Annotated in this window: 25 protein-coding genes; 21 read left to right on the plus strand and 4 right to left on the minus strand. The window is 43.6% G+C overall.

The genetic code is table 11. The features are described 5' to 3' along the window. The first annotated feature begins 8 nt into the window (after positions 1–8). The 15 genes from JX580_RS00545 to JX580_RS00615 all read left to right on the plus strand — a co-directional run bounded on the left by JX580_RS00545 (position 9) and on the right by JX580_RS00615 (position 11,220). Positions 9–2,189 (plus strand): CsoS2 family carboxysome shell protein, encoded by a 2,181-nt coding sequence (locus JX580_RS00545; protein WP_248850865.1) that lies wholly within the window; start codon positions 9–11, stop codon positions 2,187–2,189. 158 nt (positions 2,190–2,347) lie between these two features. Continuing rightward, complete coding sequence (locus JX580_RS00550) at positions 2,348–3,139, plus strand: hypothetical protein (protein WP_248850866.1); 792 nt, start codon at positions 2,348–2,350, stop codon at positions 3,137–3,139. 35 nt (positions 3,140–3,174) lie between these two features. Beyond that, positions 3,175–3,426: a carboxysome peptide A gene (locus tag JX580_RS00555; protein ID WP_044406652.1), complete on the plus strand. Its 252-nt coding sequence runs from the start codon at positions 3,175–3,177 to the stop codon at positions 3,424–3,426. After that, positions 3,426–3,674, plus strand: a complete 249-nt coding sequence (locus tag JX580_RS00560; RefSeq protein ID WP_248850867.1) for a carboxysome peptide B — start codon at positions 3,426–3,428, stop codon at positions 3,672–3,674. Before JX580_RS00555 ends, JX580_RS00560 begins: the two co-directional genes overlap by 1 nt. Positions 3,675–3,808: 134 nt before the next feature. Further along, on the plus strand, positions 3,809–4,108 hold the full coding sequence (locus tag JX580_RS00565) for a BMC domain-containing protein (RefSeq protein ID WP_044406655.1): 300 nt from the start codon (positions 3,809–3,811) through the stop codon (positions 4,106–4,108). A 76-nt stretch (positions 4,109–4,184) separates the two neighbouring features. Beyond that, on the plus strand, positions 4,185–4,493 hold the full coding sequence (locus tag JX580_RS00570) for a BMC domain-containing protein (RefSeq protein ID WP_248850868.1): 309 nt from the start codon (positions 4,185–4,187) through the stop codon (positions 4,491–4,493). Between the two features lie 43 nt (positions 4,494–4,536). After that, positions 4,537–5,085, plus strand: a complete 549-nt coding sequence (locus JX580_RS00575) for a ferritin-like domain-containing protein (RefSeq protein WP_248850869.1) — start codon at positions 4,537–4,539, stop codon at positions 5,083–5,085. Next, entirely contained in the window at positions 5,082–5,333 is a 252-nt protein-coding gene (locus tag JX580_RS00580) for a 4a-hydroxytetrahydrobiopterin dehydratase (protein ID WP_248850870.1), read from the plus strand. Before JX580_RS00575 ends, JX580_RS00580 begins: the two co-directional genes overlap by 4 nt. A gap of 234 nt (positions 5,334–5,567) precedes the next feature. Then, complete coding sequence (locus tag JX580_RS00585) at positions 5,568–6,893, plus strand: SulP family inorganic anion transporter (RefSeq protein ID WP_248850871.1); 1,326 nt, start codon at positions 5,568–5,570, stop codon at positions 6,891–6,893. Positions 6,894–7,058: 165 nt separating this feature from the next. Continuing rightward, positions 7,059–8,045, plus strand: a complete 987-nt coding sequence (locus tag JX580_RS00590; protein ID WP_248850872.1) for a sodium-dependent bicarbonate transport family permease — start codon at positions 7,059–7,061, stop codon at positions 8,043–8,045. A gap of 30 nt (positions 8,046–8,075) precedes the next feature. Further along, positions 8,076–8,360, plus strand: coding sequence for a P-II family nitrogen regulator (locus JX580_RS00595; RefSeq protein ID WP_248850873.1), 285 nt, complete (start codon positions 8,076–8,078; stop codon positions 8,358–8,360). Between the two features lie 8 nt (positions 8,361–8,368). Then, positions 8,369–9,340, plus strand: a complete 972-nt coding sequence (locus JX580_RS00600) for a LysR family transcriptional regulator (protein ID WP_248850874.1) — start codon at positions 8,369–8,371, stop codon at positions 9,338–9,340. Between the two features lie 65 nt (positions 9,341–9,405). Then, positions 9,406–9,948, plus strand: coding sequence for an SgcJ/EcaC family oxidoreductase (locus JX580_RS00605; RefSeq protein ID WP_248850875.1), 543 nt, complete (start codon positions 9,406–9,408; stop codon positions 9,946–9,948). 2 nt (positions 9,949–9,950) lie between these two features. After that, positions 9,951–10,583: an RdgB/HAM1 family non-canonical purine NTP pyrophosphatase gene (gene rdgB, locus JX580_RS00610; protein ID WP_248850876.1), complete on the plus strand. Its 633-nt coding sequence runs from the start codon at positions 9,951–9,953 to the stop codon at positions 10,581–10,583. A 22-nt stretch (positions 10,584–10,605) separates the two neighbouring features. Next, a complete protein-coding gene (locus JX580_RS00615) occupies positions 10,606–11,220 on the plus strand; it encodes a BMC domain-containing protein (protein WP_248850877.1) in 615 nt (204 codons plus the stop codon). Between the two features lie 63 nt (positions 11,221–11,283). Here the strand turns inward: JX580_RS00615 and JX580_RS00620 are convergent, their stop codons facing one another. The 3 genes from JX580_RS00620 to JX580_RS00630 all read right to left on the minus strand — a co-directional run bounded on the left by JX580_RS00620 (position 11,284) and on the right by JX580_RS00630 (position 12,499). Beyond that, positions 11,284–11,517, minus strand: coding sequence for a hypothetical protein (locus tag JX580_RS00620; RefSeq protein ID WP_248850878.1), 234 nt, complete (start codon positions 11,515–11,517; stop codon positions 11,284–11,286). Further along, positions 11,507–12,139: an AAA family ATPase gene (locus JX580_RS00625; protein WP_248850879.1), complete on the minus strand. Its 633-nt coding sequence runs from the start codon at positions 12,137–12,139 to the stop codon at positions 11,507–11,509. Before JX580_RS00625 ends, JX580_RS00620 begins: the two co-directional genes overlap by 11 nt. Before the next feature lie 63 nt (positions 12,140–12,202). Beyond that, entirely contained in the window at positions 12,203–12,499 is a 297-nt protein-coding gene (locus tag JX580_RS00630) for a YcgL domain-containing protein (protein WP_248850880.1), read from the minus strand. A 159-nt stretch (positions 12,500–12,658) separates the two neighbouring features. Here JX580_RS00630 and JX580_RS00635 point away from each other — a divergent pair, with 159 nt between their 5' ends. Then, positions 12,659–13,648, plus strand: coding sequence for an SDR family oxidoreductase (locus JX580_RS00635; RefSeq protein ID WP_248850881.1), 990 nt, complete (start codon positions 12,659–12,661; stop codon positions 13,646–13,648). 2 nt (positions 13,649–13,650) lie between these two features. Further along, complete coding sequence (locus tag JX580_RS00640; RefSeq protein WP_248850882.1) at positions 13,651–14,904, plus strand: multifunctional CCA addition/repair protein; 1,254 nt, start codon at positions 13,651–13,653, stop codon at positions 14,902–14,904. A gap of 94 nt (positions 14,905–14,998) precedes the next feature. On the opposite strand, the gene JX580_RS00645 is transcribed toward JX580_RS00640, so the two are convergent. After that, positions 14,999–15,562, minus strand: coding sequence for a Tll0287-like domain-containing protein (locus JX580_RS00645; RefSeq protein WP_248850883.1), 564 nt, complete (start codon positions 15,560–15,562; stop codon positions 14,999–15,001). Between the two features lie 176 nt (positions 15,563–15,738). Between JX580_RS00645 and JX580_RS00650 the strand changes: the two genes are divergently transcribed. The 4 genes from JX580_RS00650 (at position 15,739) to gap (ending at position 23,409) form a co-directional block, all read left to right on the plus strand. Continuing rightward, entirely contained in the window at positions 15,739–16,995 is a 1,257-nt protein-coding gene (locus JX580_RS00650; RefSeq protein WP_248850884.1) for an efflux RND transporter periplasmic adaptor subunit, read from the plus strand. Further along, a complete protein-coding gene (locus tag JX580_RS00655; protein ID WP_248850885.1) occupies positions 16,992–20,099 on the plus strand; it encodes an efflux RND transporter permease subunit in 3,108 nt (1,035 codons plus the stop codon). The genes JX580_RS00650 and JX580_RS00655 overlap by 4 nt, the downstream gene beginning before the upstream one ends. Before the next feature lie 222 nt (positions 20,100–20,321). After that, the gene (tkt, locus tag JX580_RS00660) at positions 20,322–22,316 is read left to right on the plus strand and encodes a transketolase (RefSeq protein WP_248850886.1); all 1,995 of its coding nucleotides are present in this window, start codon (positions 20,322–20,324) and stop codon (positions 22,314–22,316) included. Between the two features lie 94 nt (positions 22,317–22,410). Next, a complete protein-coding gene (gap, locus tag JX580_RS00665; RefSeq protein WP_248850887.1) occupies positions 22,411–23,409 on the plus strand; it encodes a type I glyceraldehyde-3-phosphate dehydrogenase in 999 nt (332 codons plus the stop codon). The last annotated feature ends 9 nt before the right edge of the window (positions 23,410–23,418 follow it).

The raw sequence follows: 23,418 nt of genomic DNA on the forward strand, positions 1-23,418 counted from the left end.
GGCTATGCATGAGTGATAATACTCAAGCCTTGTCGGGTCGTGCGGTTGCTCGTGCGAGACGTCAAGCATTAACCAAGGGCAAGGGCGCTAAAGTCGATTATGCTGCCGTTGCTCAGAGTACCTCTGCACCTGTAAAGAGTTCGGCGCCTGAGCGGAGTGAGCCTAAGTTCACTCCGTCTAGTCGCGAAAGATCAAGAGATGTAGTTCAGCAGCAGCCAGTTTTGTCTGCTGGCAGAAAGGCATCTATTGAGCGTCGAAAACAGCAGGTTAAAGGTAGTACTTCACGTGGTGGTTCACAACCAACTCGTCAGCCTAGAAAGTCTGTCGAGCCAGTCATTGAAACAGCAGTTGTTGAGCCAGTGGCTAGTTCTGAGCGTAATTACACGGCACCTGCTAGTGCTGCGAAAGGTCGTTCAAAAGTTAACGCAGTTAAACCAACCGTAGCGGCTCAGCCAAAAGGTCGTTTAGTTGCGCGTGCTTACAGAAAGGCAGCATGTGAAGGTAAGGCAAAGTTGCAAGCAAAGATGAGCCAAAATAGTGCATTAACATGTATTACAGCGGCAGAGTCAGGTGCAAGTTGTCGTGAAATTGCACGTCAAGTTCGTGAGCAGCGTGCTACTCAAGGTAAAGTTAAATCTACTTCTTCGCGCCCTACAGGTCGCATGTCAAAAAAGTCCGAGAGCAGCTCACCGAGTAAGGTTGGGTTTGCGATGACATCTCATGAACAAGAAGTAAGTGGAACTGTTTTAGCAAATACACAAAGAATGACAGGATCAGAAGCAGGTTCTTGTCGTGTAATTTCTGGAACAGAGTACACAGGTCCTGATGAATATCAGGCAAAATGCAGTTTTAAACCTGATCCATCTATTCGGAAAGTGGCTATGACTTCAACAATTTCAGGAAGAACAGTAAGTGGAACTGAGGTAGGTTTGTCTGAATCAGTTACAGGTACTGAACCTGGTCAATGTCGTCATGTAACCGGTACCGAGTATATGCCTGCTGATCAAGGTGAAAAATTTTGTGGTACTAAGCCTGAGCCGGGTGTAGCTAAAGTTAGCCAATCTCGCACTGCAAAGAACCAAGTTATTTCTGGTCCTTCAATGCAAAAACGTGATGGTATGACGGGCACTGAGGTGGGTGAAACACGCCATATCACGGGTAGTCAGTATGTGTCTAACACAACACCGATTGCAAACAAGCAAACACGTGAAATGCGCGGTTCTATTATGTCAGCGCCTGTTAAGAGTGATTCTAGCTCAACCGGTGCAGGTAATAACGTTTCAGGTACTAATGTAAATTTTAATGCGCCTGTTACAGGCGATGATGCTGGTTTTTGCCAAAGTTTAACTGGCAGTGAATATCAATCTCAGCAGGTTCGTAATGAACGCTGTGGTGATACGCTGACTTCGGCAGTTAAAAAAAGCATTGAATCACAAACTTTTAATGGTCAAAGGATTACTGGCGATCGTGCAGGCTTAGGTGGCAAGATTACTGGAGCTAATGCAGGTTTGTGTAAGAGTGTAACAGGCTCGTCTTATTTAAGTTTTGATGCTGTGGAAGGCTGTGCTGTTGATAAGTCAGCATTAAAACCTGATGCAAGAGCAAAGGGCACTCAGTTGAATGTCGGTCGTCCAGCGACGGGTAGTCAACCTGGTCCTATGGGTTTGACAGGAGCTCAAAAAGGGGTTTGCCAATCAGTGAGCGGCACCGCTTATATGGGTTCTGATCAAGTTTCTGCTCTGTGCCAGGTCAGTGCGCCTGCTAACATGGGTGATTCAGATTTTCCAGTAATGATGAATCAACCTATGCCTATGATGGCAGCGAGCATGCCTATGCATAATTATGGTTATGTGCCACCTCTTCAGCAGCCAGGCGAAGTGTTTGTCGGTTCTGAAGAGTTAAGCGAAGCGGATAAAGTTGTTTCTAGAATAACAGGTGATGGCGGTGATGGATCAACATCTATTACCGGTGATTCTTGGAGTAGAGATAGCAAAGTCAGCGGAACAGAAGGACGTTGGGCTCAAAAGCGTAATGTTTCAATACCTGGTAATCGTTCAGCAATGAATGCAGGTGCGAGCAGCTTTAGACCTAAAGAAAATCCTAAAGTATCAGACAGCCCGATAACAGGTTCAGCTGGAAACACTAAAAGTGGTTCAACTGTAACTGTTTCTGGTGGTGCTAGAGCTTAATAAGATAACTTGTTAAGTAGGTTTTTATGGAGCTTAGAAGTCCTTCGGGAAAAGTTATCACGAATCGACATATAAAGTCTAAGCTTCAGAAAAGACAAGAAAAGTTAAGCTATTCATCCTGTTTTACAAGTTCATTGAATCATTATGATCTTGTATGGATGAATAGTCACTTAATTCGAAGAGGTTTGCTACTTAGGTTTTTAATATCAAGTGGCTATAACCCCAAGCCTTCGATTAAAAAAATACTGGGAAAGCTGAAAAAACGTGTAACTAATGAGTTTTTTGCTGAAAACGCTAGACAAGATCTGTTACGGTTAACGGGTGTTATGTTCGGTAGTAGTGATTTTGTTGGTGCGTGGTTTAGACGTGTTAACTTTCAAGCTATTGAGGTAAAGACACTTTTCATAACTTATTTCGCGATTTCAACAAAGAATTTATTGACTGATGAACAATTTGATCCTGATCTTTTTAAGAAATTAGGCTATTTGTCGAGCGATATGGGTGATGATATACCACCCATGAATTCAAATAAGATTGTTGTTAAGACAGTTCTAGAGTTTTATGACAATTTAAAGCTTGATTCAACCGGTTTCTTTGGGCAGATGAATGGAGCTGATGGGATTTTAATTAAGTTGCTGGGGCAGTTTGAGGCGTACACTTCATCGGATGGTTCGACTCAAACTTTGATTCAGATTAAGCAATCACCCAATGGTTTTTTTGATCAAGTTCAGGTTAGTAAGAATGAACAGTTTTGCTTGATAAGCTTAGGTTCGCTCTCATTGCTTATTAAAGATTTTCCAGGGAAAAATCTTTTTGACTTATGTCATGGTTTTACCCAAATGGCGCTTAGCATTCGTGATTTTAGGTTTAGTTATGATCAGCTTAGGTTAGTCGTGATGCTTGTTTTTTTGTTATCGCTTCATAATCTAGTTAAACTTGAAGATGATTAGTTAAGGTTTAATGCTTTAAAGGAAATAGCTTAGATATGAAAATAATGTTGGTTGATAAAGCCATTGTTTCCACAAATCGTATTCCAACAATGGATCACAAGCCTTTGTTGGTTGTAAGAGATAAGCCTGGCAGTACGCCTATGGTGGCGGTTGATGCTGTTGGTTGTAAACCCGGAGACTGGGTTTTATGTGTTGGTTCTTCTGCGGCTAGAGATGCAACTGGAACCAAGGCTTACCCAAGTGATCTTACCATTGTTGGTATTGTTGATTACTGGGAGACTGAGTAGTGGAAATTCATCAGGTAACTCACAATCTTGTTCTGACGAGTCGTCTCGACAATTTAGGTCATTTACCTGTAAAAGTTTTAAGAAGTGTATCTGGTAGTCGGTTGGTTGCGGTCGATCCTATCGGATGTAAGGTTGGTGAATGGGTTTTTACTATTGCCAACTCTGCTGCTCGCACGGCTTCCGGTGATGAGAAGACCTTAACCGATCTGACAATCAGCGGAATAATCGATAACTGGGTAATGGATTAGCTTAGTTTTTTGGCGTGTCTGGCTATAATCAGGCACACTTTGCAGGACGTAAATAACATTGTTATTTAACTTTTTTAACAGTTACGAACTCACTTTTTAATGTAATTTGTTAAATTAATCTTTTGGAGAAAATTATGTCAACTGAATATGGTATTGCTTTAGGTATGATCGAAACGCGTGGTTTAGTTCCAGCTATTGAAGCTGCTGATGCTATGACTAAAGCGGCAGAAGTACGTCTAGTATCTCGTGATTTTGTTGGTGGTGGCTATGTAACTGTTATGGTTCGTGGTGAAACTGGTGCAGTTAACGCGGCTGTTCGTGCTGGTGCTGATGCTTGTGAACGCGTTGGTGACGGTCTTGTTGCTGCACATATCATTGCACGTCCTCACAAAGAAGTTGAACCGGTTCTTAACGGTAACCTTGTTCAAGCTTAATTTTAGGCAATTTTGATTTTAACTCTGTTACGAACTCAAACATTACAGCGTTTATTATCAATATGGAGATTTTATAATGGGACAAGAATACGGTATTGCATTAGGCATGATTGAAACACGCGGTCTAGTACCTGCTATCGAAGCAGCTGACGCGATGACTAAAGCAGCTGAAGTACGTTTGATCACTCGTGAGTTTGTTGGTGGTGGTTATGTCACTATTATGGTTCGTGGTGAAACAGGTGCGGTAAACGCGGCTGTTCGTGCTGGTGCTGATGCGTGTGAACGTGTAGGTGATGGCCTAGTTGCTGCTCATATTATTGCTCGTCCTCACAAAGAAGTTGAGCCGGTTTTAGTTGCAGGTTTAAACCCAGCTACCCGTCTGTAATGTGATTGAACCTAGATGGTTTATCTAGGTTTGAGGAGTGATTATGACTTATCAGAAACAAGCTAGATCTAGTGTTATGGCCGGTGTTGGTCAGTACACTAGACCAGAGATGCGTTCAATGGGGACAATGAATCCCCAGGTTCTTGGCTTTCTCGGGCGTGCGATGAGTCTTGAGTTTAGTGCTGCTCAACAATATCTTGCTCATGCTGCGCTTTGTCAAAAGCGTACTGAAAATGATTTTGCGGAACAGTTTGTTCAACTTGCAAATGAAGAGTTTCGTCATGCTTCTGAATTGACAGAGCGTATGGTCGATCATGGTGCATTGCCATCAGGTACGATATTAACACCGGCTAAGCCAGCATTTAATATTATCGAAGCTTTGTCTATTTGTGAGTTGAATGAGTTGCAACTTATTAATCTTTATGAGCAAGCTTACGCACTCAGCTCTAATCTGAGTATGGTGGCCGATGCAGAACTTTTCGGTCGTTTATACGAAGAAGAGGTGGCTCAATTAAACCGTATTCGTCATTGGTCTGCGGATTATATGGCGAGAATGCATGCGCCTCAGCCTATGGCAAGAGGATTTGTATGATTGGAAACTGGAAACAGAGTCGGACTGGAACAAGTCTTGAGGTTAAATATTTATTTGATGGTTACAGTTCATTGCGTGATTTCCTAGATGAAGTTGCCAATGTAACCGAATCAATAGATATCCATCCTAATATGAGTTTTGGTCGAGATTACGCCAGTCTAGTTATCCATGCGGTGGGAGAAGACTTGTCTGATGCGGAGAGAGATTTGGCTGCCAAAATTGATTTAATTTACCAGCAGTTCAAATAACTTTTTTCAGTGTTTAAAAGGCTGGCTTGTCCAGCCTTTTTTATGAGTGATATATAACTATTTACCTTTGGTTAGTGACTTAAAAAGCGATACTGATCATTTGATTTAATTGCAATCAAACTAAGCTAAAAGCTTAATAGATTCACCTAAAAGTGCTAAGTTTATTTTTAGCAGTTAAAACCCATACAGCTAATTTTTTGCTGTTGATTTTGATTGAATACTGGGAATCTTTTTATGGCTACAACAGAATTAGAACAAAAGTCGGCACAAGCTGCAGATACGTGTGAAGGCAAATCTTGTGCTGCTTTTCAAAAAAAATATGTAATGCGTGATGTTCAAGCCGGTGTGATAACAGCGGCTATGGCAATACCTCTCTCAATTGGTATTGCAATCATGTCTGAATATCCTATCCAAGTCGGCCTAGCGACGGTCGCGTTTGCTTCTTTTATTGGCTGGATGTTTGCTTGGTTTAGACCAGGTAATTTTATTGGTGCACCAGGTATTGCCGCTGGGCTTGCTCCTATCCTTGCAATGGGTGTGTCGATGTTTGGCATTTCCAACATGGCGTTTATCATTTTTTTAACGGCTGCATTTCAGGCAATCATCTGGAAGTTTAATTGGCAGCGATATATCCTCCAGTTGGTTCCGACCTATCTTGTTGAAGGCCTGTTAGCTGGGATAGGGCTGAAAATTGTTTTGGCCTTTTTACTTTTTACCTATGAAGTGCCAATTGATGTTGAAAATATAGATAGTTTTTTTTCAACTGAGCGTTGGATTGTAATTGGATTGTCAGTTTTTGGTGCTGCGCTCTTTTTAATTTTGTTCAAAATGTTTAAGGATAGACAGCCAGCGGTGCCTTATTTCGCATTGATTGTATATGGGATTGTTGCTTCGCTTGTACTGCCCGTATCCATGTTGCATGTTGAAGATGCGGAATTAGCCCTTGCTTTGCCTATTCCCGATTTTGATTCTGTTTCGCTTTGGGCTTATGCGATTGGGTTTGCCTTAATGTTGGCAATTATCGATGTAATTGAGCAGGTGATGAGTAATGCAGCGATTGAGAAGATTGATCCATTAAAACGCAAATGTAATAGTAATAACAGTTTGTTATCGATCTGGGTATCGAATATGGGTTCAAGCTTTTTTGGCGGGATGACGAATCTAGATGGTTTAGCAAAAAGCTCAACTAACCGCTTAGCTGGTGCTTATACCAAGCTTTCGGTTTTGGTGATTGCGCTGGTGATTACCTTTTTTGTAATCAATATTCAATATTTGGATTTCTTACCCAAATTTGCGCTCGGCATTATTATGATTTTTGTTGGCATTAAAATGATCTTAGGCTTAATGCATGTTGCGCATTTCGGTCGCTATGCGTTATTGCTAGCTATTTTATGTGGCTTGCTAGTTTACTGGGTTGGGATTTTTGAAGGCTTATTAATTGCGCTTGCAGTCCATGCTTTTATTAACTTTGTAATCTTTAAGGAACGGGATAATATTGGCACGAATGATATGGTGAAAAACTATATGAATAAGTTTAAAGAGGAAGATGGCTTAAATTAGTTTAACCCATTTACTTTGGTCAATGCTTTGCCAAGATGATATCAATTTTACTTGATGTTATTTCTACAATATCATGCTTAACCATTAGGTTAATCTTTTCAGGATTAACCTAAAAACTCTCGCGGGGCAACCCCCTGAGTTATCTGTTAAATATAGGAGGTTAGTATGGGTTTAGATGCACTGTTAATACCGGCTATTTTGTTTTTTGCACTTGGCGTTTTCGCTAAGATTATTAAATCTGACTTAAAATTCCCAGAAGGATTATCCAAGGGTCTTTCGCTTTATTTATTGATTGCAATTGGCTTAAAAGGTGGAGCCGAGCTAGCGAATGCAGAGCTTGGCTTGGCCTTTAAGTCTATTTTTTGGGCGATTATCCTTGGATTCTTAACGCCAATAATCGGCTATATGATTTTGCGTTTCCGCGATAAGATTGACCGTATGAACGCAGCCGCAATTACGGCGCACTATGGTTCGGTTAGTGCCGGAACGTTTTTAACTGCGATCGCATTTTTAGATGTCAGTGGCATTGAGTATGAAACCTATCCGATTATTATGATGGTGGTGATGGAAACACCTGCCATTATTATAGGTTTGTTGTTAGCTGCGATGGCGCGTAAGAAAATTCAGCAAATGCAAGAAGGCTCGGAGGAAATTAAAACGCCTTGGAAGTCGTTAATACATGAAGCTGTAACGAATGGCAGTGTGGTATTGCTAATCGGTTCTATGTTTATTGGTGCGGTAGCCAGCCCGGAAGCGATGGAAAAAGTTTATCCATTCTCGCATGAAATCTTTATGGGTGTATTGTGTCTGTTCTTGTTGGATTTGGGGATGGAAGCAGCGCGTCGCATGAAGGCCTTCAAGGAGGTGGGTGTTACGTTGATTGCGTTTGGTATTATCATGCCATTGATTGGTGGAACCATAGGTATGATTGTTGCCGCTAGTTTCCTTGGCTTTGGTGTTGGTGGTACGCTGCTGGTTGCTATTTTAGGAGCGAGTGCTTCTTATATTGCGGTTCCTCCTGCGATGAGGATGGGCGTGCCGGAAGCGAATCCATCTTATTATTTAACCCTGGCGTTAGGTGTAACCTTCCCATTTAATGTGTTGGTAGGCATTCCATTGTTTTATAACTTGTCAATTTGGTATATAGGTTAAGAGGAAAATAGCATGAATTGTCATCAAAAAATGATACAGATCATTACCTCTAATACGTTAGAGTCAAGAGTAAAAAAGATTTTTCGTAAGCTAGGTATTAAATCTTTTACTTTTTTTACGGTTAATGGTGAGGGGGACTCCGGTCTCCAGTCAGGTCATTTTGATGCCGATAGTAATGTTTTGTTTATGTTAATGCTACCTGAAGAACAGATGCCGGCATTGATGGCTGAATTGGATCAAGATATCAAGAAGGGTTATCACCATTTCATTTTTAGTATGAATGCGGAATTGCATTCAAGCTATAAGTGTAAGTAGGTTAGGTTTTGGCTACGTCTGCTCCAACTAAGCTGGAAGATAAAAATATTTCCAACTATCTGGTTCGCCATTTAACCCTGCGGCAGATTCAGGTGTTTGAAGCAGTAGCACGCTATCAAAGTTTTACTAAGGCAGCGGACGCCTTGTATTTAACGCAGCCAACGGTTTCTACTCAAATTAAGAGTTTTCAGGAATCGTTGGATGTGTCCTTGTATGAGCAGATTGGTCGAAATATCTATTTAACAGAAGTCGGCGAGCAGGTGGCATTTGCTTGTCGCGAAATTCTAGATAACTTGTCTAATCTTGAGATTAAGATAAATGATTTTAAAGGCAAGCGGAAAGGTCGGTTGAGAATTACCGCTGTGACAAGCGCTAAGTACTTTCTTCCGCTTGCGTTAGGTGAGTTTGTTAAGAGCTACCCTGAGATTGAACTTGAGTTCACTGTATGCAACCGAGATACGCTTCTTAAGCGCATAGAGGAGAACTTGGATGATTTGTATATTATGGGGCAAAAACCACCGAGCAGCTTGGATGTAGTGGATATTCCATTTACACCTAATCCTTTGGTGTTAATTGCTCACCAAGATCACCCATTGGTTGGACAAAGAAATATTCCACTTTCTGAAATCGCCAAACAACCGATATTGATGCGTGAAATTGGCTCTGGTACACGCTCTGCGGTAGAGGATAAGTTTAGTCAGGCAGGATTGAAGCTGAATGTACGTTTAACATTGGAAAGCACCGAAACAATTAAACAGGCGGTGTTTGCTCATTTGGGAATTGCGGTTGTGCCTATGCATTCGGTTTATTTAGACGGTGCGAAGGGCCCCATATCTATTTTGGATGTGGAGGGCTTTCCGTTGGAGAAAGAATTAAATATTGTTTATCCAACCGGAAAGTCGTTATCGATTATCGCTAGCGCATTTTTAGACTTGTTACAACAGAAAGGCGCGCAGTATTTTCAGCAGCCAAGAGAATAATTTTAAAGCGCGTGAGCTGGATAAGCGTTAAAATAAGCAAATAATTTGTATAAGGAACTAGTTGAATGAAATCTCAGTCTATTCAAATCACCGGTACGGCCGGTATTGATTATGGTAAACAAAGTCGGGTTAGCTTGAACAGCGCATTACGCAATCCTTCCGAAGCGGTTACCGGTGTTTCAAGACGCCCCATTGATACCCCTTCTGCAGTAGAAAAAAACTATTGTGCGCCGGTAGATGAAAAGTTGGCGACAGAACTGTTTAAAAAGTGGAATGATGCGTTACAAACCGGTAATCCGAAAACGGTCGCGGCACTCTATTCTGATGATGCGGTGTTGTTGCCAACGGTTTCTAATTTAGCTCGCACTAACCTGGCTGAAATCGAGGACTATTTTTCACATTTTCTAGAAAAGAAGCCTTATGGAACCATTATTCAACGCAATGTCAAAAAGGGTTGTAATAAATTAACGGACGCAGGCATTTATTCTTTCCGTTTGACCGATAAAACCGGAACCAAGGATGTGGCGGCTCGTTATACCTTTGTTTATGAGCACCGTAATGGTGGTTGGAAAATTGCGCATCATCATTCCTCGGTTATGCCTGAATAAAAATGATTCGCTCCAATCCTTATCGCTCACAAGCAGGCTTGGTACATGCACCAAGAAAAAAACTGGTATTGGCCTCGCGTAATCAAGGTAAGTTGGCTGAAATGCAGTCAATTATGCAGGGTTATGAGGTTTATCTTCAGTCGGAGTTTTTTGAAGAGCAGGCTGAAGAAACAGGTTTGAGTTGTATGGAAAACGCGATTTTAAAAGCGCGTTTTGCCGCCCATAGAACGGGCTTGCCTGCGATTGGCGATGATTCGGGTTTGTTCGTCGATGCTTTGCAAGGTGCACCGGGTTTATATTCGGCGCGTTTTGCAGGCGAAAATGCGACCGATCAACAAAATGTTGAGAAGTTGTTAAGTGTGATGCGTGAGGTTCCGGAAGGGCATCGGCAGGCCAAATATGTTTGTACCATGGCCTATGTTCGCTATGCATTAGATCCTTTACCGATTTGTGTTTCAGCAGATTGGCCGGGTTATATTTTTCATGAGCAGCGAGGTGACCAGGGTTATGGTTATGATTCGGTGTTCTATTTATTTCGACACAATGCAACTGTGGCTCAATTGCCGTCTGCTTTAAAGCAGTCGTTAAGTAATCGAACCGTTGCTTTGCGTGAACTCTTGGCACAGATAGACTAGTTTTGCCTAAGGCATATTATTTATGATTAAACTTAGAACCTATATTTTTATTAATTCATTGCAACCGCAGATTGCTTCCTACATGGGAACCGCGGCCCAGGGTTTTTTACCTGTACCCGGTGATGCTTGTTTGTGGATGGAAGTGGCTCCGGGTATGGCGGTGCATCGCTTGACGGACATTGCGCTCAAGGGTTCGAATGTTCATTTGGGGCAGCAGGTGGTTGAGCGGGCCTATGGTTCGATGGTTATTCATCATCGCGATCAGAGTGATGTGCTAGAGGCTGGTGATAAGGTTTTGGCTTTTTTAAATACCGAAGAGCATTCTCGTCAAAAATGCCATATTATGTGGAATGAGATTATTCGTTCGATTATGCCGGATCATGCGGTGTTAATTAACCGTGATAATCGTCGTGGTTCGATGATTTTGCCCGGTCAAAGTATGTATATTATGGAGACTGAGCCAGCAGGTTATATTGTTTATGCGGCTAATGAAGCTGAAAAAGCGGCTAATATTACTTTGATTGAGGCGCGTGCGGTTGGGGCTTATGGTCGTTTAATTCTGGCGGGTAATGAGGCTGATATTAATACGGCAGCAGAAGCGGCAACGCGTGCGATACAGAATTTAAGCGGCGTTTAAAGCTTGTAGAATAATAATGGATGTTGTTAAAAAGCGCTTAAAAAGCGCTTTTTTTATGTTTTGCTAATCAGGCCATACTCGACGTGATGGAATGATTCTTGGCGCTTCTTCTGCCGGTTTTTCAGGCGCTTTCGGCGCAGCAGGCTTTTTAGCCGGCGCTGGCGCTTTCGGTGCTTCTTGTTTTGCCGTTGGTTCTACCGCTGTAGTTGGCTCATTGACTTCTGCTGCGGTTTGAGTTGGTGTGGTCGCTGGTTTTGCAGCGGTGGTGGTTGTTCTGGGTTTGCGTCTAGTTACCATGGATTTCCTCCGATAATTGTTGAATTTCTTCGATTGCTTTGTCGTTGTTCATTTCGATTACGCCATAGCCAAGGCTCATGGCATCACGATAAATTTTACGATCACGAATGATTGTGTTGAGTAAAAGAATGTCTTGGTAGTCTTTAAGATAGTCTTTAGCTTCTTCAACCTCTTTGACTGAGGGGTTGGTGGGAGCGAGTGTTAAGACAGCGCGCACTTTTAAGTTTGGGTTGTAGTCTTTGGTTAGCGTGATGATTTCTTGTAGACTGGGTAAAACATCTAGATCTGGTTGCGAAGGCCTAAACGGAATAATGAGCAGATTTGCAGCAGTCATTCCGGTTCTTAATTCCCTTGAGTCTCTGCCACCTGCGTCAACTAGGACGTATTCGTAGCGTTTACCAAGATCAAGCAGGGTATCGCGAATATTATCAAATGCTTGAACGTGATTAACTTTGGGTTTATCCGTTTCGTTACGGTCAAGTGCCCAGTTTGAAGAGGTTGCTTGACGGTCTGCATCGACGATAATAACATCTTTGCCTTGATTAACCAGTAGACAGGCAAGGTTGGTGGTGAGGGTGCTTTTGCCGCAACCGCCTTTTATATTGGCTATTTGTATAATCATAATTTAGGCATTACTCGATTAATTTAGTTTGATTATAACGTATTAGAGGCTATTTTTTAACTGTTAAAAAATATTGTCTAATCTTTCTGGTGGTGGTGGCAGGTCGCTAAGTTTTTCTACTTCGTTTGGCGGCATTTGAACAAAATAGCCTTTTGTTTTGAGGGCTTCGTAGACTTTTACCGGATTTTCACGTCCGAGTTTTCTATCTGGTGTTAGCTCAAACTCAGTCACAAACTGGGTTTCGCCAAACATGACTAGAAATTCTGCGGGGAGAATGTCTAACCCTTTATTTTTGTCTACAAAAACATAAAGTTCATCTTTTTTATTGCTTTTGTATGCACTAACATTAATTGTTTTCACTGATTTACAATCCATTTTTTCGTTTAGCTGAGTAGTTTAACAAAGATTTATCTAATAAATCTTCGCTTATCGCTTTTGCTTGCTTGACCCTTGGTGGGTGTATGCATAATAATTGTAAGAATTTGCACATTTTAATATAAATATAAAGAGATGGTGTCTATGAAATCAGTGTTTGATCAGAAACTCACACGGGTCTGTGTGTTGGGGGCGACGGGGTTTGTCGGTGAGCAGGTTGTTCGCCAGCTGTCTTTACAAAATTATTCAGTAAGAATGGCGGTAAAACGTCCGGAACGCTTTAGACAGTTTAATCTTTTACCCGATGTTCAGTTGTTCACGGTTGAGAGTGAATACAACGAGGCGTTTTTTAAAAACTGTTTTAAAGACGTAGATGTGGTTATTAATCTATTCGCGGATCAAACCTGCCGAACCGAGTCGGTTGCAGATGATCAGTTAGTCAACTTGGCACAAATGATAAAGCAGGTTGCCGAGCAGGGTAAGGTTAAACGCGTTATCCAGTTATCACAAATTGGCGCTAACGCAAGTCAAGCAGCAAATTCATGGTTAAAGCAATTGGGTGAGGCCGATGCAATCACACATAATATGGCTTCAATATCGACGACGATATTTAGACCAGGCCTGCTGATTGGCCAGGGGGATTGCACCACTTCACTCTACGCAAAACAGTTAAGCAGTTTGGGTTTTGCGTTTATGCCGAATGCGTCAATAGAAGTTCAACCACTTTGGGTAAAAGATTTTGCTAAGGCACTGGTGTTGAGTATTAACGATCGCCGTTTTCATAATGCAAAATTAGAAGTGGTGGGTGATGAGCGTATGACGATCAAAGACTTGGCCGAATGGGTTAAAACATTAATGGATATGGATAAGGCAATGGTGATGCCTATGTGTCAGCTTAATGCTAAGTTTATGCTTTTACTGGGGCCTTTGGCGCCATTTAAAAGTGTGACACCTTATCAGCAAAAAATCTTGGCACTTGATCTAGTTAGTGCTCAGTCGTTTAGCGAGCAGTTCGGTTTTGAGCCGGCTAGTTTGGAGTTTACCTTGGCCAGTTATGTCGCTAATCAGCCGATTAAACAGCGTCTGGATTATTTCAGGCAATTGGCGGGTCGCAATCAGGGTGATTTTAGATAGTCATGCAGGTTTATTTGGTTGGCGGCGCTGTTCGTGATGCCTTATTGGGCATCCCTATCCAAGATCGGGACTGGGTAGTGGTGGGTGCAAGCGCAGAAGATTTGTTAGCCTTAGGCTGTAAGCAGGTGGGCAGCGATTTTCCAGTTTTTTTGCATCCGGAAACCCAAGAAGAATATGCGCTGGCAAGAACTGAGCGTAAGTCAGGTCGCGGCTATCATGGTTTTGAGATAGATGCCTCGCCCGATGTGACTTTAGAGGAGGACTTGTATCGCCGGGATTTAACGATTAATGCCATGGCGTTAACCAATCAAGCCGAATTGATTGACCCTTATGGGGGTAAACAAGACTTGGAACAGCGTATTTTGCGCCATGTTTCGCCTGCTTTTGTTGAGGATCCTTTGCGGGTGTTGCGGGTGGCTCGCTTTAAAGCCCAGTTGGCACAGTTTGAGTTTCAGTTGGCGAATGAAACACGTGAATTGATGCGTCAGATGGTGAATCAGGGTGAGCTAAGTGATTTGGTTGCAGAGCGAGTTTGGCAGGAGGTCTCTAAGGCGTTAATGACTAGCAGGCCTGGTTTGTTTTTTGCCTGTTTAAAAGAGGTGGGTGCATTATCAGTCTTGTTTCCTGCTTTGAATAGTCTTTTTAAAGTACCTCAATCAGAGGTGCATCATCCAGAAGGGGATGCCGGTGTGCATACTTTGATGGTTGTGGATGCCGCTGCCAGGCTGTCTAGCTCGTTAGATGTTAGGTTTGCAGCCTTGGTGCATGACTTGGGTAAGAGTATGACAAACCCTTCTTTTTGGCCGCAGCATCCTGATCATGAAAAAGCAGGCCTGCCGATTGTCGAGGAGTGGGGGCGATTGTTCCGTGTGCCGAAAACAACTTTGCAGTTGGCTTTAAGGGCGACAGAATGGCATGGCTGGATTCATAAGGGTGGGTTGTCTATGTCTTTGGCTGATATGCTTAAGGTGTTAAAAGGCTGTGATGCCTTTCGTCAACCTGAACGATTTGAGCAGTTGCTTACCGTATGTGAAGCAGATCATTTGGGTCGTAAGGGTTTCGAGGATACACCTTATCCACAGAAAGATTTTTGGCTTGGAGCACTTGAGGCTTGTAGCAAAGTAGATGCTTCAATCCTAGCCGCGGATGGATTAACAGGTGAAAAAATGGCGCAAGCAATTGAGCAACAACGTTTGGCTAGATTAGACAACTTTAAGACCCAGTTGCTTATTATGGCTAAGTCTGCTGATCATTAGTAAGTAAGTCGCTATTTTGCAGGAGTTCTCGGCTGGTTTGTGATTGTGTTAGCAGGAATCCAACCTATGCTGGTTGGATTCAGTTGCCGAAGGATTAAAGCGGTTTTTTAAAGCTGAAAGCGCCGCGAATCTGGCCTGTTTGATAGCCTGTTGCTTTGTCATTAGGATAGAGTTCTAGTATTTTTTGTTTTACTGCTGGGTTAATTTCTGTGCCATGACAGTGCAAGCAGGGTTGGTTAGCACCAATCATAATCGCACGTATGTAGCGGTAGTGGGATTTTCCATCTTCATGGACAATCGCGCCATGTTCAAATTGGTTAGGGTCTTCCCCTGCGGCCAATTGTGCTTCAAACCTTTGAAGCATAATTCGTTCCCAAGCATCTGGTTCAGCATTGGGTGCTCTGTTTTTCATGCTAACTCGGTTGATATCCCAATTTGATTCATGGGCTATTTGGCGTGCTATTTCGGGTGCTTTGGTTTTACAGACTTCGATAGCGGACATCGGGCCACCTGATTGCATCGCTTGACCTAGTGCTGGTTGAAGCTGGCCTCCAAACTGTTTAACCAGTTCGCGTGCTTGGGTTAGATTTTCGTCTGCATAACTCAGTGGGCTTAGGGCTAAACCGAGTGATGCAGCGATGAGTGTTATTTTTTTCATTTTTTATGTCTCCTAGTTTTGTTTGGGATAATTATCTGTTAGCCTGTCGGACTAAAATCGCTTGGTTCGACCGGCTGTTATCCTGTAGATGAAAATTATCACATTCAATCCTAATCCTTTTACTAAAATCTGTCAAAATACCTGCTATATATCAATTTTGTATAGGTTTGCTTTTTATGTTGCTCAAATCACGTTTTTTTAAAGTTTTGCTGCCGCTGTTGATTGTTTTTTTTGCTCTCGCGGTTTTTCAGTATTTGAAAAAAACCAAGCCACAAACACCGCCAACCGAGATTAGCGAGCGCGCTTGGTCGGTAGAGGTGATGACGTTAAACGCGGCTGATTGGCAGCCGGAGATCACGCTTTTTGGCACGGTGCAAAGCAACCAAGTGCTGACCTTTCAAGCACCTGTGTCGGGTGAAATTACTTTTTTTCCATTCAAAGCAGGGCAAGTTTTCAAGTCAGGTGATCGGCTCTTTAGCTTTGGTAAAGATGAACTGGATTTGACCTTAATTCAGGCTCAGGCAGAGCTTAATGAGGCTCAGGCTTTATTGGCTGTAGAAGAGCAGTTGCAGAAGACAGAGCGACAGCGTTTGTCAAAGGAGCGTGAGTTGCTGGCAATACGGCAGGCTGATTTTCTGCGGAACCAAGAGCTGTATCAACGTAACCTGACTTCTCAGTCGAATTTGGATCAAACACAGGATGCTTTGTTACGCCAAGAGCTGGTGGTGGTGAACAGTCAGTTGGTTGTTGATCAGCAGCAGGCGAAGTTGGCCCAATTGCATGCACGCCTAGAGCGGGCACAGGTTAACCTTCAGCGAGCAATCTTGAGCGTTGATCGAGCAAATCCATTGGCTGGGTTTAGTGGGCGAGTGCTGGCAACGCATGTCACCCAAGGCGATCTAGTTACGCAAAATACGCGTTTGCTTGAAGTTTATGCCCTTTCTAGTCTGGAGTTGAAGGCAAGCTTACCTGCGCGTTATCGTCAGGCCATCGAACAATTATTGTTACAAGGTGAGACGTTAAAAGCCCATGTTGAACAGTTTGGTCAGGTTTATGAACTTACTTTGGAGCGATTAGCCGGTCAAGCGACTGCTGCGGGTATTGAAGGTTTTTTTGCTGTTCCGGATGGGCTCGTGGCCAGGCCAGGTGATTTGTGGTCGGTGAGCTTGAAATTGCCGGTTTTGTCTTCCGTTTATGCTATACCTTACAGCGCATTAGTGGCAAATAAGCAGGTGTATTTGGTTGAGGACAATCGATTGGTACATCGTGAAGCAGAGTGGGTAGGTGAGGTTTCTTATCAAGGTCGAAAATGGGCGCTAGTCGAAGCGAGTTTTGAGCCGGGGGCGCAATTAAGTGTCACGCGTTTACCCAATGCTATTAGCGGCTTGTTGGTTGATCCTCAGCCATTTGATGTTCTTCGGAGTCCTTTATGAGTCAGTTGAGTTTTAAAGAGAATGGCATTATTGGGGTGTTTACCCGTCATAAGGTTGCGGCAAACCTAGTGATGTTGTTGATGATTTTGCTAGGCGTTGTGGCGCTTTTTAAAATGAATGTGCAGTTTTTCCCCAGCTTTAATTTGGATTATGCGCAGGTGCGTGTAATTTGGCCTTCGGCCAATGCTCAGGATGTTGAAGCTAGTGTTACTAATCCAATTGAACGGGTATTGCGTAATGTTGAAAATCTGGATGAAATGACATCGACTTCCTCTTTGGGCGTGTCGGTTGTGACCCTTAAGTTTATTGAGGGAACGAATATGATTGAAGCTATTGATCAGGTTCGTCAGCGAGTCGGAGAGTTGCGAAATTTGCCACAGGATATTCAAAGTTTAACCGTGGAGCGTATTAGTCGTTATGAACCAGTGGCAAAGGTGTTGGTGCTTGGTCAAGTTGGAGAAGAGGAGCAGTTACGCTATTGGGCGCGTGAGTTTGAAAGAGATTTGCTATCTCGGGGCATTGATAAGGTCGATTTCCGTGGTCGGCCTGCTGAGGAGTTAGCGATTGAATTGGATTTAAAACAGATTGCGCAATACGGTATGTCGTACGATCAGGTGGCGAGCCAGGTTGCCAATTTAAGCCGTGATTTGCCGGTTGGTCGCATGGGAGACAGTGATAGCGCGCGTGATATTCGCGCGATTGAACAGCAGCGGGATGCGCAAGGTTTTGCTGAGTTGCCGATTAAGGTTAACGCGGCGGAGTACTTGCAGCTAGGTGATCTGGCCGAGGTGTCTTTGCGGCCAATTAAAGACTCTGCCTACTTAAAAGTCGATGGTCGACCAGCGATTGAAATGGCGCTACAGCGTGCAGAGTCGGGTAATACCCTAAAGTCATCACAAATAATGCAGGCCTGGCTTGCTGAAGTTGAACCGGTTTTGCCTGCAGGTATGACGCTAAAAGTTTATGATGAAACTTGGTCGTTGGTAAAAGACAGGATTATGTTGTTGGTGAAGAACGGGGTTGGTGGACTGATTTTGGTTTTACTTATCTTGTATGTGTTTCTGAATGGTCGAGTTGCGCTTTGGGTGGCTGTGGGTATTCCTGTATCATTTTTAGCGACCTTAATGGTTTTATATCTAGGTGGTGGCAGTATCAATATGATTAGCCTGTTCGGGTTGATCATGGCGCTTGGGATTATTGTTGACGATGCGATTGTTGTCGGTGAGGATGCGCTAACACATTACGAGCAGGGTGAGGGTGCAGCGGAGGCGGCTGAAGGCGGTGCGCGACGAATGTTTACCCCTGTCATGGCGTCTTCTTTGACTACGATTGCTGCTTTTTTACCTCTCATGTTGATCGGTGCTGAAATCGGGGCAATATTGTTCGCCATTCCTATGGTTATTGTGGCGGTTATTCTGGTGTCATTGGTGCAGTGTTTTCTCGTTTTACCGGGTCATTTGCGTTTTGGTTTGGACTGGGGGCGTAAAAATAACTTATCTAGAGATAATGAAAAGAGTTGGCGTTCTCGGTGGGATAGGGCGTTTTTGTCTTTTCGGCAAAATAGTTATCGTCGCATCATACGGTGGGTATTGGCGAACCGTGCGACCACTTTAGCGATTGCGTTTGGTTTTATTTTGCTGACTTTTGGTTTGTTAGCCGGTGGTCGTTTGAGTTTTACGTTTTTTCCTGCTCCAGAAGGAAATAAGATTAATGCTTCTATTCAGTTTGTTGCAGGAACGGATCAGGCTATCACAGCACGCTTTATTGAGCATGTTTATCAGGCTTTGCGAGATACTGAAAGCGTATTAGAGCCAGGGATTGTTGACACAGCCGTAGTGGCATTTAACCAGGGCTCGGGCGGCTCAGGTTCGGTATTTGGCCAGGTAAATGTCGAGTTGATTGATCCTGATCGTCGCCATACTCGTAACTTGGCGTTTATTCGTGAATGGCAGTCACGAGTAAACCCACATCCAGGGCTGGAAAATTTTAATATTGTGGCGCAAACGGGTGGGCCGCCGGGGAGGGATATTCAAGTTCAATTTACGGGCGCCTCTCCGGAGCGTCTAAAACAAGCCTCGCTTGAGTTGCAGCAGGCTCTTGATGATATTCCTGGCGTAAGTGGGATTTCAGATGACCTTCCATTTGGGCGGGAACAACTGGTTTTTAAAATGACACCGCAAGCGCATGCTTTGGGTTTCAGTTATGCTGCAATCGGTAGTCAGCTGAGTGCTGCTTTTTCTGGCAGATTAGCGCAGATTTATACGCTGGGCGAGGATGAGATTGAAGTGCGCGTTATGCTACCTCGTGAGCGTCAGGCTCAGTTGGCGGTTTTAAATGAAATGCAATTGACGAGTCCTGACGGGCGGCAGGTTCCCCTTAGTAGCTTGGTAGATTGGCAAACACAGCAGGGTTTTGATGTTATGCGTCATTTTAACGGTCAGCTTGCTGTGACAGTGCTGGGCGATGTGGATCGAGCAGTGAATAATGCCAATCGGATACTGGCGGGTTTAGAACAGGATTTGTTGCCCGAGTTAATGGCAAAGTACGGTGTAAGTTATAGCTTTGAAGGCACCGCACGTAATCAACAAAAAACCATGTCAGATATGTTAATGGGTTTAGTGATTGGTTTGGTGTTGATCTATATTATCTTGGCTTGGGTGTTTGAGTCCTATACTTGGCCTGTGATTGTGATGTTGGCTATTCCACTGGGGTTAATTGGTGCGATCTTAGGTCATTATTTTTTAGGGATAGGTTTAACACTCTTGTCGATGTTTGGTTTTTTTGGGCTTGCGGGTATCGTTGTCAACAATTCGATTATTCTTGTTAGTTTTTATAAGCGATTACGAGAGGAAGGCATGGCTGTCAATGAGGCATTGGAGGAGGCATCAGTGCAGCGTTTGCGTGCAGTGTTGGTCACGACCTTGACTACAGTCGCAGGTTTGACACCTTTGCTATTTGAAACCTCATTGCAAGCCCAGTTTTTAATCCCTATGGCCGTGTCTATCGCTTTTGGTTTATTGTTTGCCACCCTGCTGATTTTATTGCTAATACCGGCTATTCTGTCGCTTTATGAAGGTCTGGTAACAAAAAGGTCATCTGTTTGAATTAGGATAGTAATGGTTAAGCTGTTATTCGTTCAGCGCGCTGAAATAAGTCGGCTCGGTTTCAGGCGCAATTAAGGTACTGAATGTTTGCAAAATTGTCCGATGACTTGAAGATTTCTTCATTTTGAGCGACAATACTAGATTGTTATTTCTGAAAAAGTCATTTTTTCTTTCGACAGCCTTTTCAGAATCCCGAATTTTTTCAATATTGAGGTAGTTGATATGCCAACTCGTAGAGAACTCGCTAACGCCATTCGCGCGTTAAGCATGGACGCAGTGCAAAAAGCAAAATCAGGTCATCCAGGTGCCCCTATGGGTATGGCGGATATCGCTGAAGTCTTGTGGAATGGTCACATGAAATACAACCCGAAAAATGCAAAATGGGCCGATCGTGACCGTTTTGTATTGTCTAACGGCCACGGGTCAATGTTGATCTATTCATTGCTTCATTTGACTGGTTTTGATTTGGGCATGGACGACATTAAGCAGTTCCGTCAATTGCATTCAAAAACGGCAGGTCACCCTGAATATGGTTATGCCGATGGTATCGAAACCACCACCGGTCCATTGGGTCAAGGTATCACCAATGCAGTCGGTATGGCGATTGCAGAACGTACCCTTGGCGCTCAGTTTAACCGTCCTAACTTCCCAGTCGTGAATCATCACACCTATGTATTTATGGGTGATGGGTGTTTAATGGAAGGTTTGTCGCACGAAGCTTGTGCGATGGCTGGTGCATTAGGTTTAGGTAAATTGGTTGCCTTCTGGGACGATAACGATATTTCTATCGACGGCCACATTGGCGAGTGGATGGAGCAGGATGTGCCTGGTCGTTTTGAGTCTTATGGTTGGCATGTTATTCGTGGTGTTGATGGTCATAATGCTGAAGCAGTTGATGCGGCGATTCATGAAGCCAAGTCAATTCAAGACAAGCCTACCTTGATCTGTACGCGCACCACCATCGGCTTCGGTTCTCCAAACCTATGCGGTACACATGATTGTCACGGTGCACCATTAGGTGACCAAGAAATCGCGTTAACACGTGAAAACTTAGGCTGGAACCATGAGCCTTTCGTTATCCCACAAGAGATTTATGATGGTTGGGATCATACCGCTAAGGGTGCTGACGAAGAAGCGGCTTGGAACGATATGTTTGCCGCTTATGAAAAAGAATATCCAGAACTCGCGTCTGAATTCAAACGTCGTATGTCAGGTGAATTACCGGCTAACTTCGAAGTTGAAATGGATAAGTTCATTGCAAAAGTTCAAGCCGATATGCCAAATATCGCTTCACGTAAAGCTTCGCAAAATACCATTGAAGCGATGGGCCCATTGTTACCTGAAATGTTTGGTGGTTCAGCCGACCTAACCGGTTCAAACCTAACCAACTGGTCAGGCACCGTTAAAGTTAACAAAAACAATGCTAACGGTAACTACATCTCTTGGGGTGTACGCGAGTTCGGTATGGCGCACATGATGAACGGTATGGTTCTACATGGTGGTTTTAAAGTTTACGGCGCAACTTTCCTAATGTTTATGGAGTTCATGCGTAATGCGTTGCGTATGTCAGCCTTGATGAAAATTGGCACTATCTATGTTTACACCCATGACTCAATTGGTCTAGGTGAAGACGGCCCGACCCACCAGCCGGTTGAGCAGATTGCGACGATGCGCATGATTCCTCGTTTCCAAACTTGGCGTGGTTGTGATGCGATTGAGTCCGCGGTTTCATGGAAAGTCGCGATGATGCGTAATGAAGCACCGACTGCGTTGGTCTTCTCGCGTCAAAACCTAACGCCAATGCCACGTACGGCTGAACAGGTTAAAAATATCGAGAAGGGTGGTTATGTGTTGGTTGACAGCGCATCAAGCCCAGAGTTAATTATTATTGCAACCGGTTCAGAAGTTGAGTTAGCCGTTAAAGCGGCGACAACCCTAACTGAACAGGGTAAAAATGTTCGTGTTGTATCTATGCCATGCCCTGACATGTTTGATGTCCAAGACCAAGCTTACAAAGATTCGGTGTTGGTGCCAGGCGTAAAACGTCTAGCTGTCGAAGCTGGGGTAACCGATTACTGGCGTAAGTGGGTTGGTTTAGAAGGTGATGTCGTAGGTATTGACACCTTCGGTGAATCTGCACCAGCCGGTGAGTTATTTAAAGAGTTTGGCTTCACGGTTGAAAACGTGGTGGCTAAAGCTTCAGCCCTAATCGGATAAGAAATTTTATTTTAATAAAGCCCACTTTAAAGTGGGCAGGATGTTGAGCCTGTGCTGCAGGCATGGCGCTCAATTTCACAAATAGGAGAAAGCTATGACAATTAAAGTTGGTATCAATGGTTTTGGTCGTATCGGCCGTATGGCGTTTCGTGCGGCAGCAAAAGATTTTCCAGGTATTGAAGTAGTCGCAATCAACGACCTACTGGATCCAGAATACCTAGCCTATATGTTGAAATATGACTCTGTTCACGGTAACTTCCAAGGTGATGTCGCGGTTGAAGGCAACAGTATGGTCGTTAACGGTAAAAAAATCCGTTTAACTGCAGAGCGTGACCCTGCAAACTTGAAGTGGGATGAAGCAGGTGTTGATTTAGTTATCGAATGTACCGGTTTCTTTTTGACTGAAGAATCTTGTCAAGCGCACATTCAAGCCGGTGCGAAAAAAGTTGTTCAGTCTGCACCATCAAAAGATCATACCCCTATGTTCGTTTATGGCGTAAACCACAATGAATATGCAGGTCAAGCGATTGTTTCAGCCGCATCATGTACTACTAATGGTTTAGCGCCAGTTGCTAAAGTGTTAAATGATAACTTTGGTATCAAGCGTGGTTTGATGACCACTGTTCACGCTGCAACCGCAACGCAAAAAACTGTTGACGGTCCTTCTTCTAAAGATTGGCGCGGTGGTCGTGGTATCTTAGAAAACATCATCCCATCATCTACTGGCGCTGCTAAGGCGGTAGGTAAAGTGTTACCTTCACTAAACGGTAAGTTAACCGGTATGGCGTTCCGCGTCCCTACTTCTGACGTATCGGTTGTTGACTTGACGGTTGAGCTAGAAAAAGAAGCAACTTACGAACAAATCTGTGCCGCGATGAAAGCCGCTTCTGAAGGCGAAATGAAAGGTGTGTTAGGTTACACGAATGAATCAGTTGTATCTACTGACTTCCGTGGCAATTCTCATCCATCAATCTTTGATGCAGGCGCGGGTATCGCATTAGACGGCACCTTCGTTAAAGTGGTTGCATGGTATGACAATGAATACGGCTATACCTGCAACATGATGCGTGTTGTAGAACACGTTGGCAAATAATAAGGAGCC

The sequence above is a fragment of the Thiomicrospira microaerophila genome, from assembly GCF_023278225.1.
GTDB lineage: Bacteria > Pseudomonadota > Gammaproteobacteria > Thiomicrospirales > Thiomicrospiraceae > Thiomicrospira > Thiomicrospira microaerophila_A.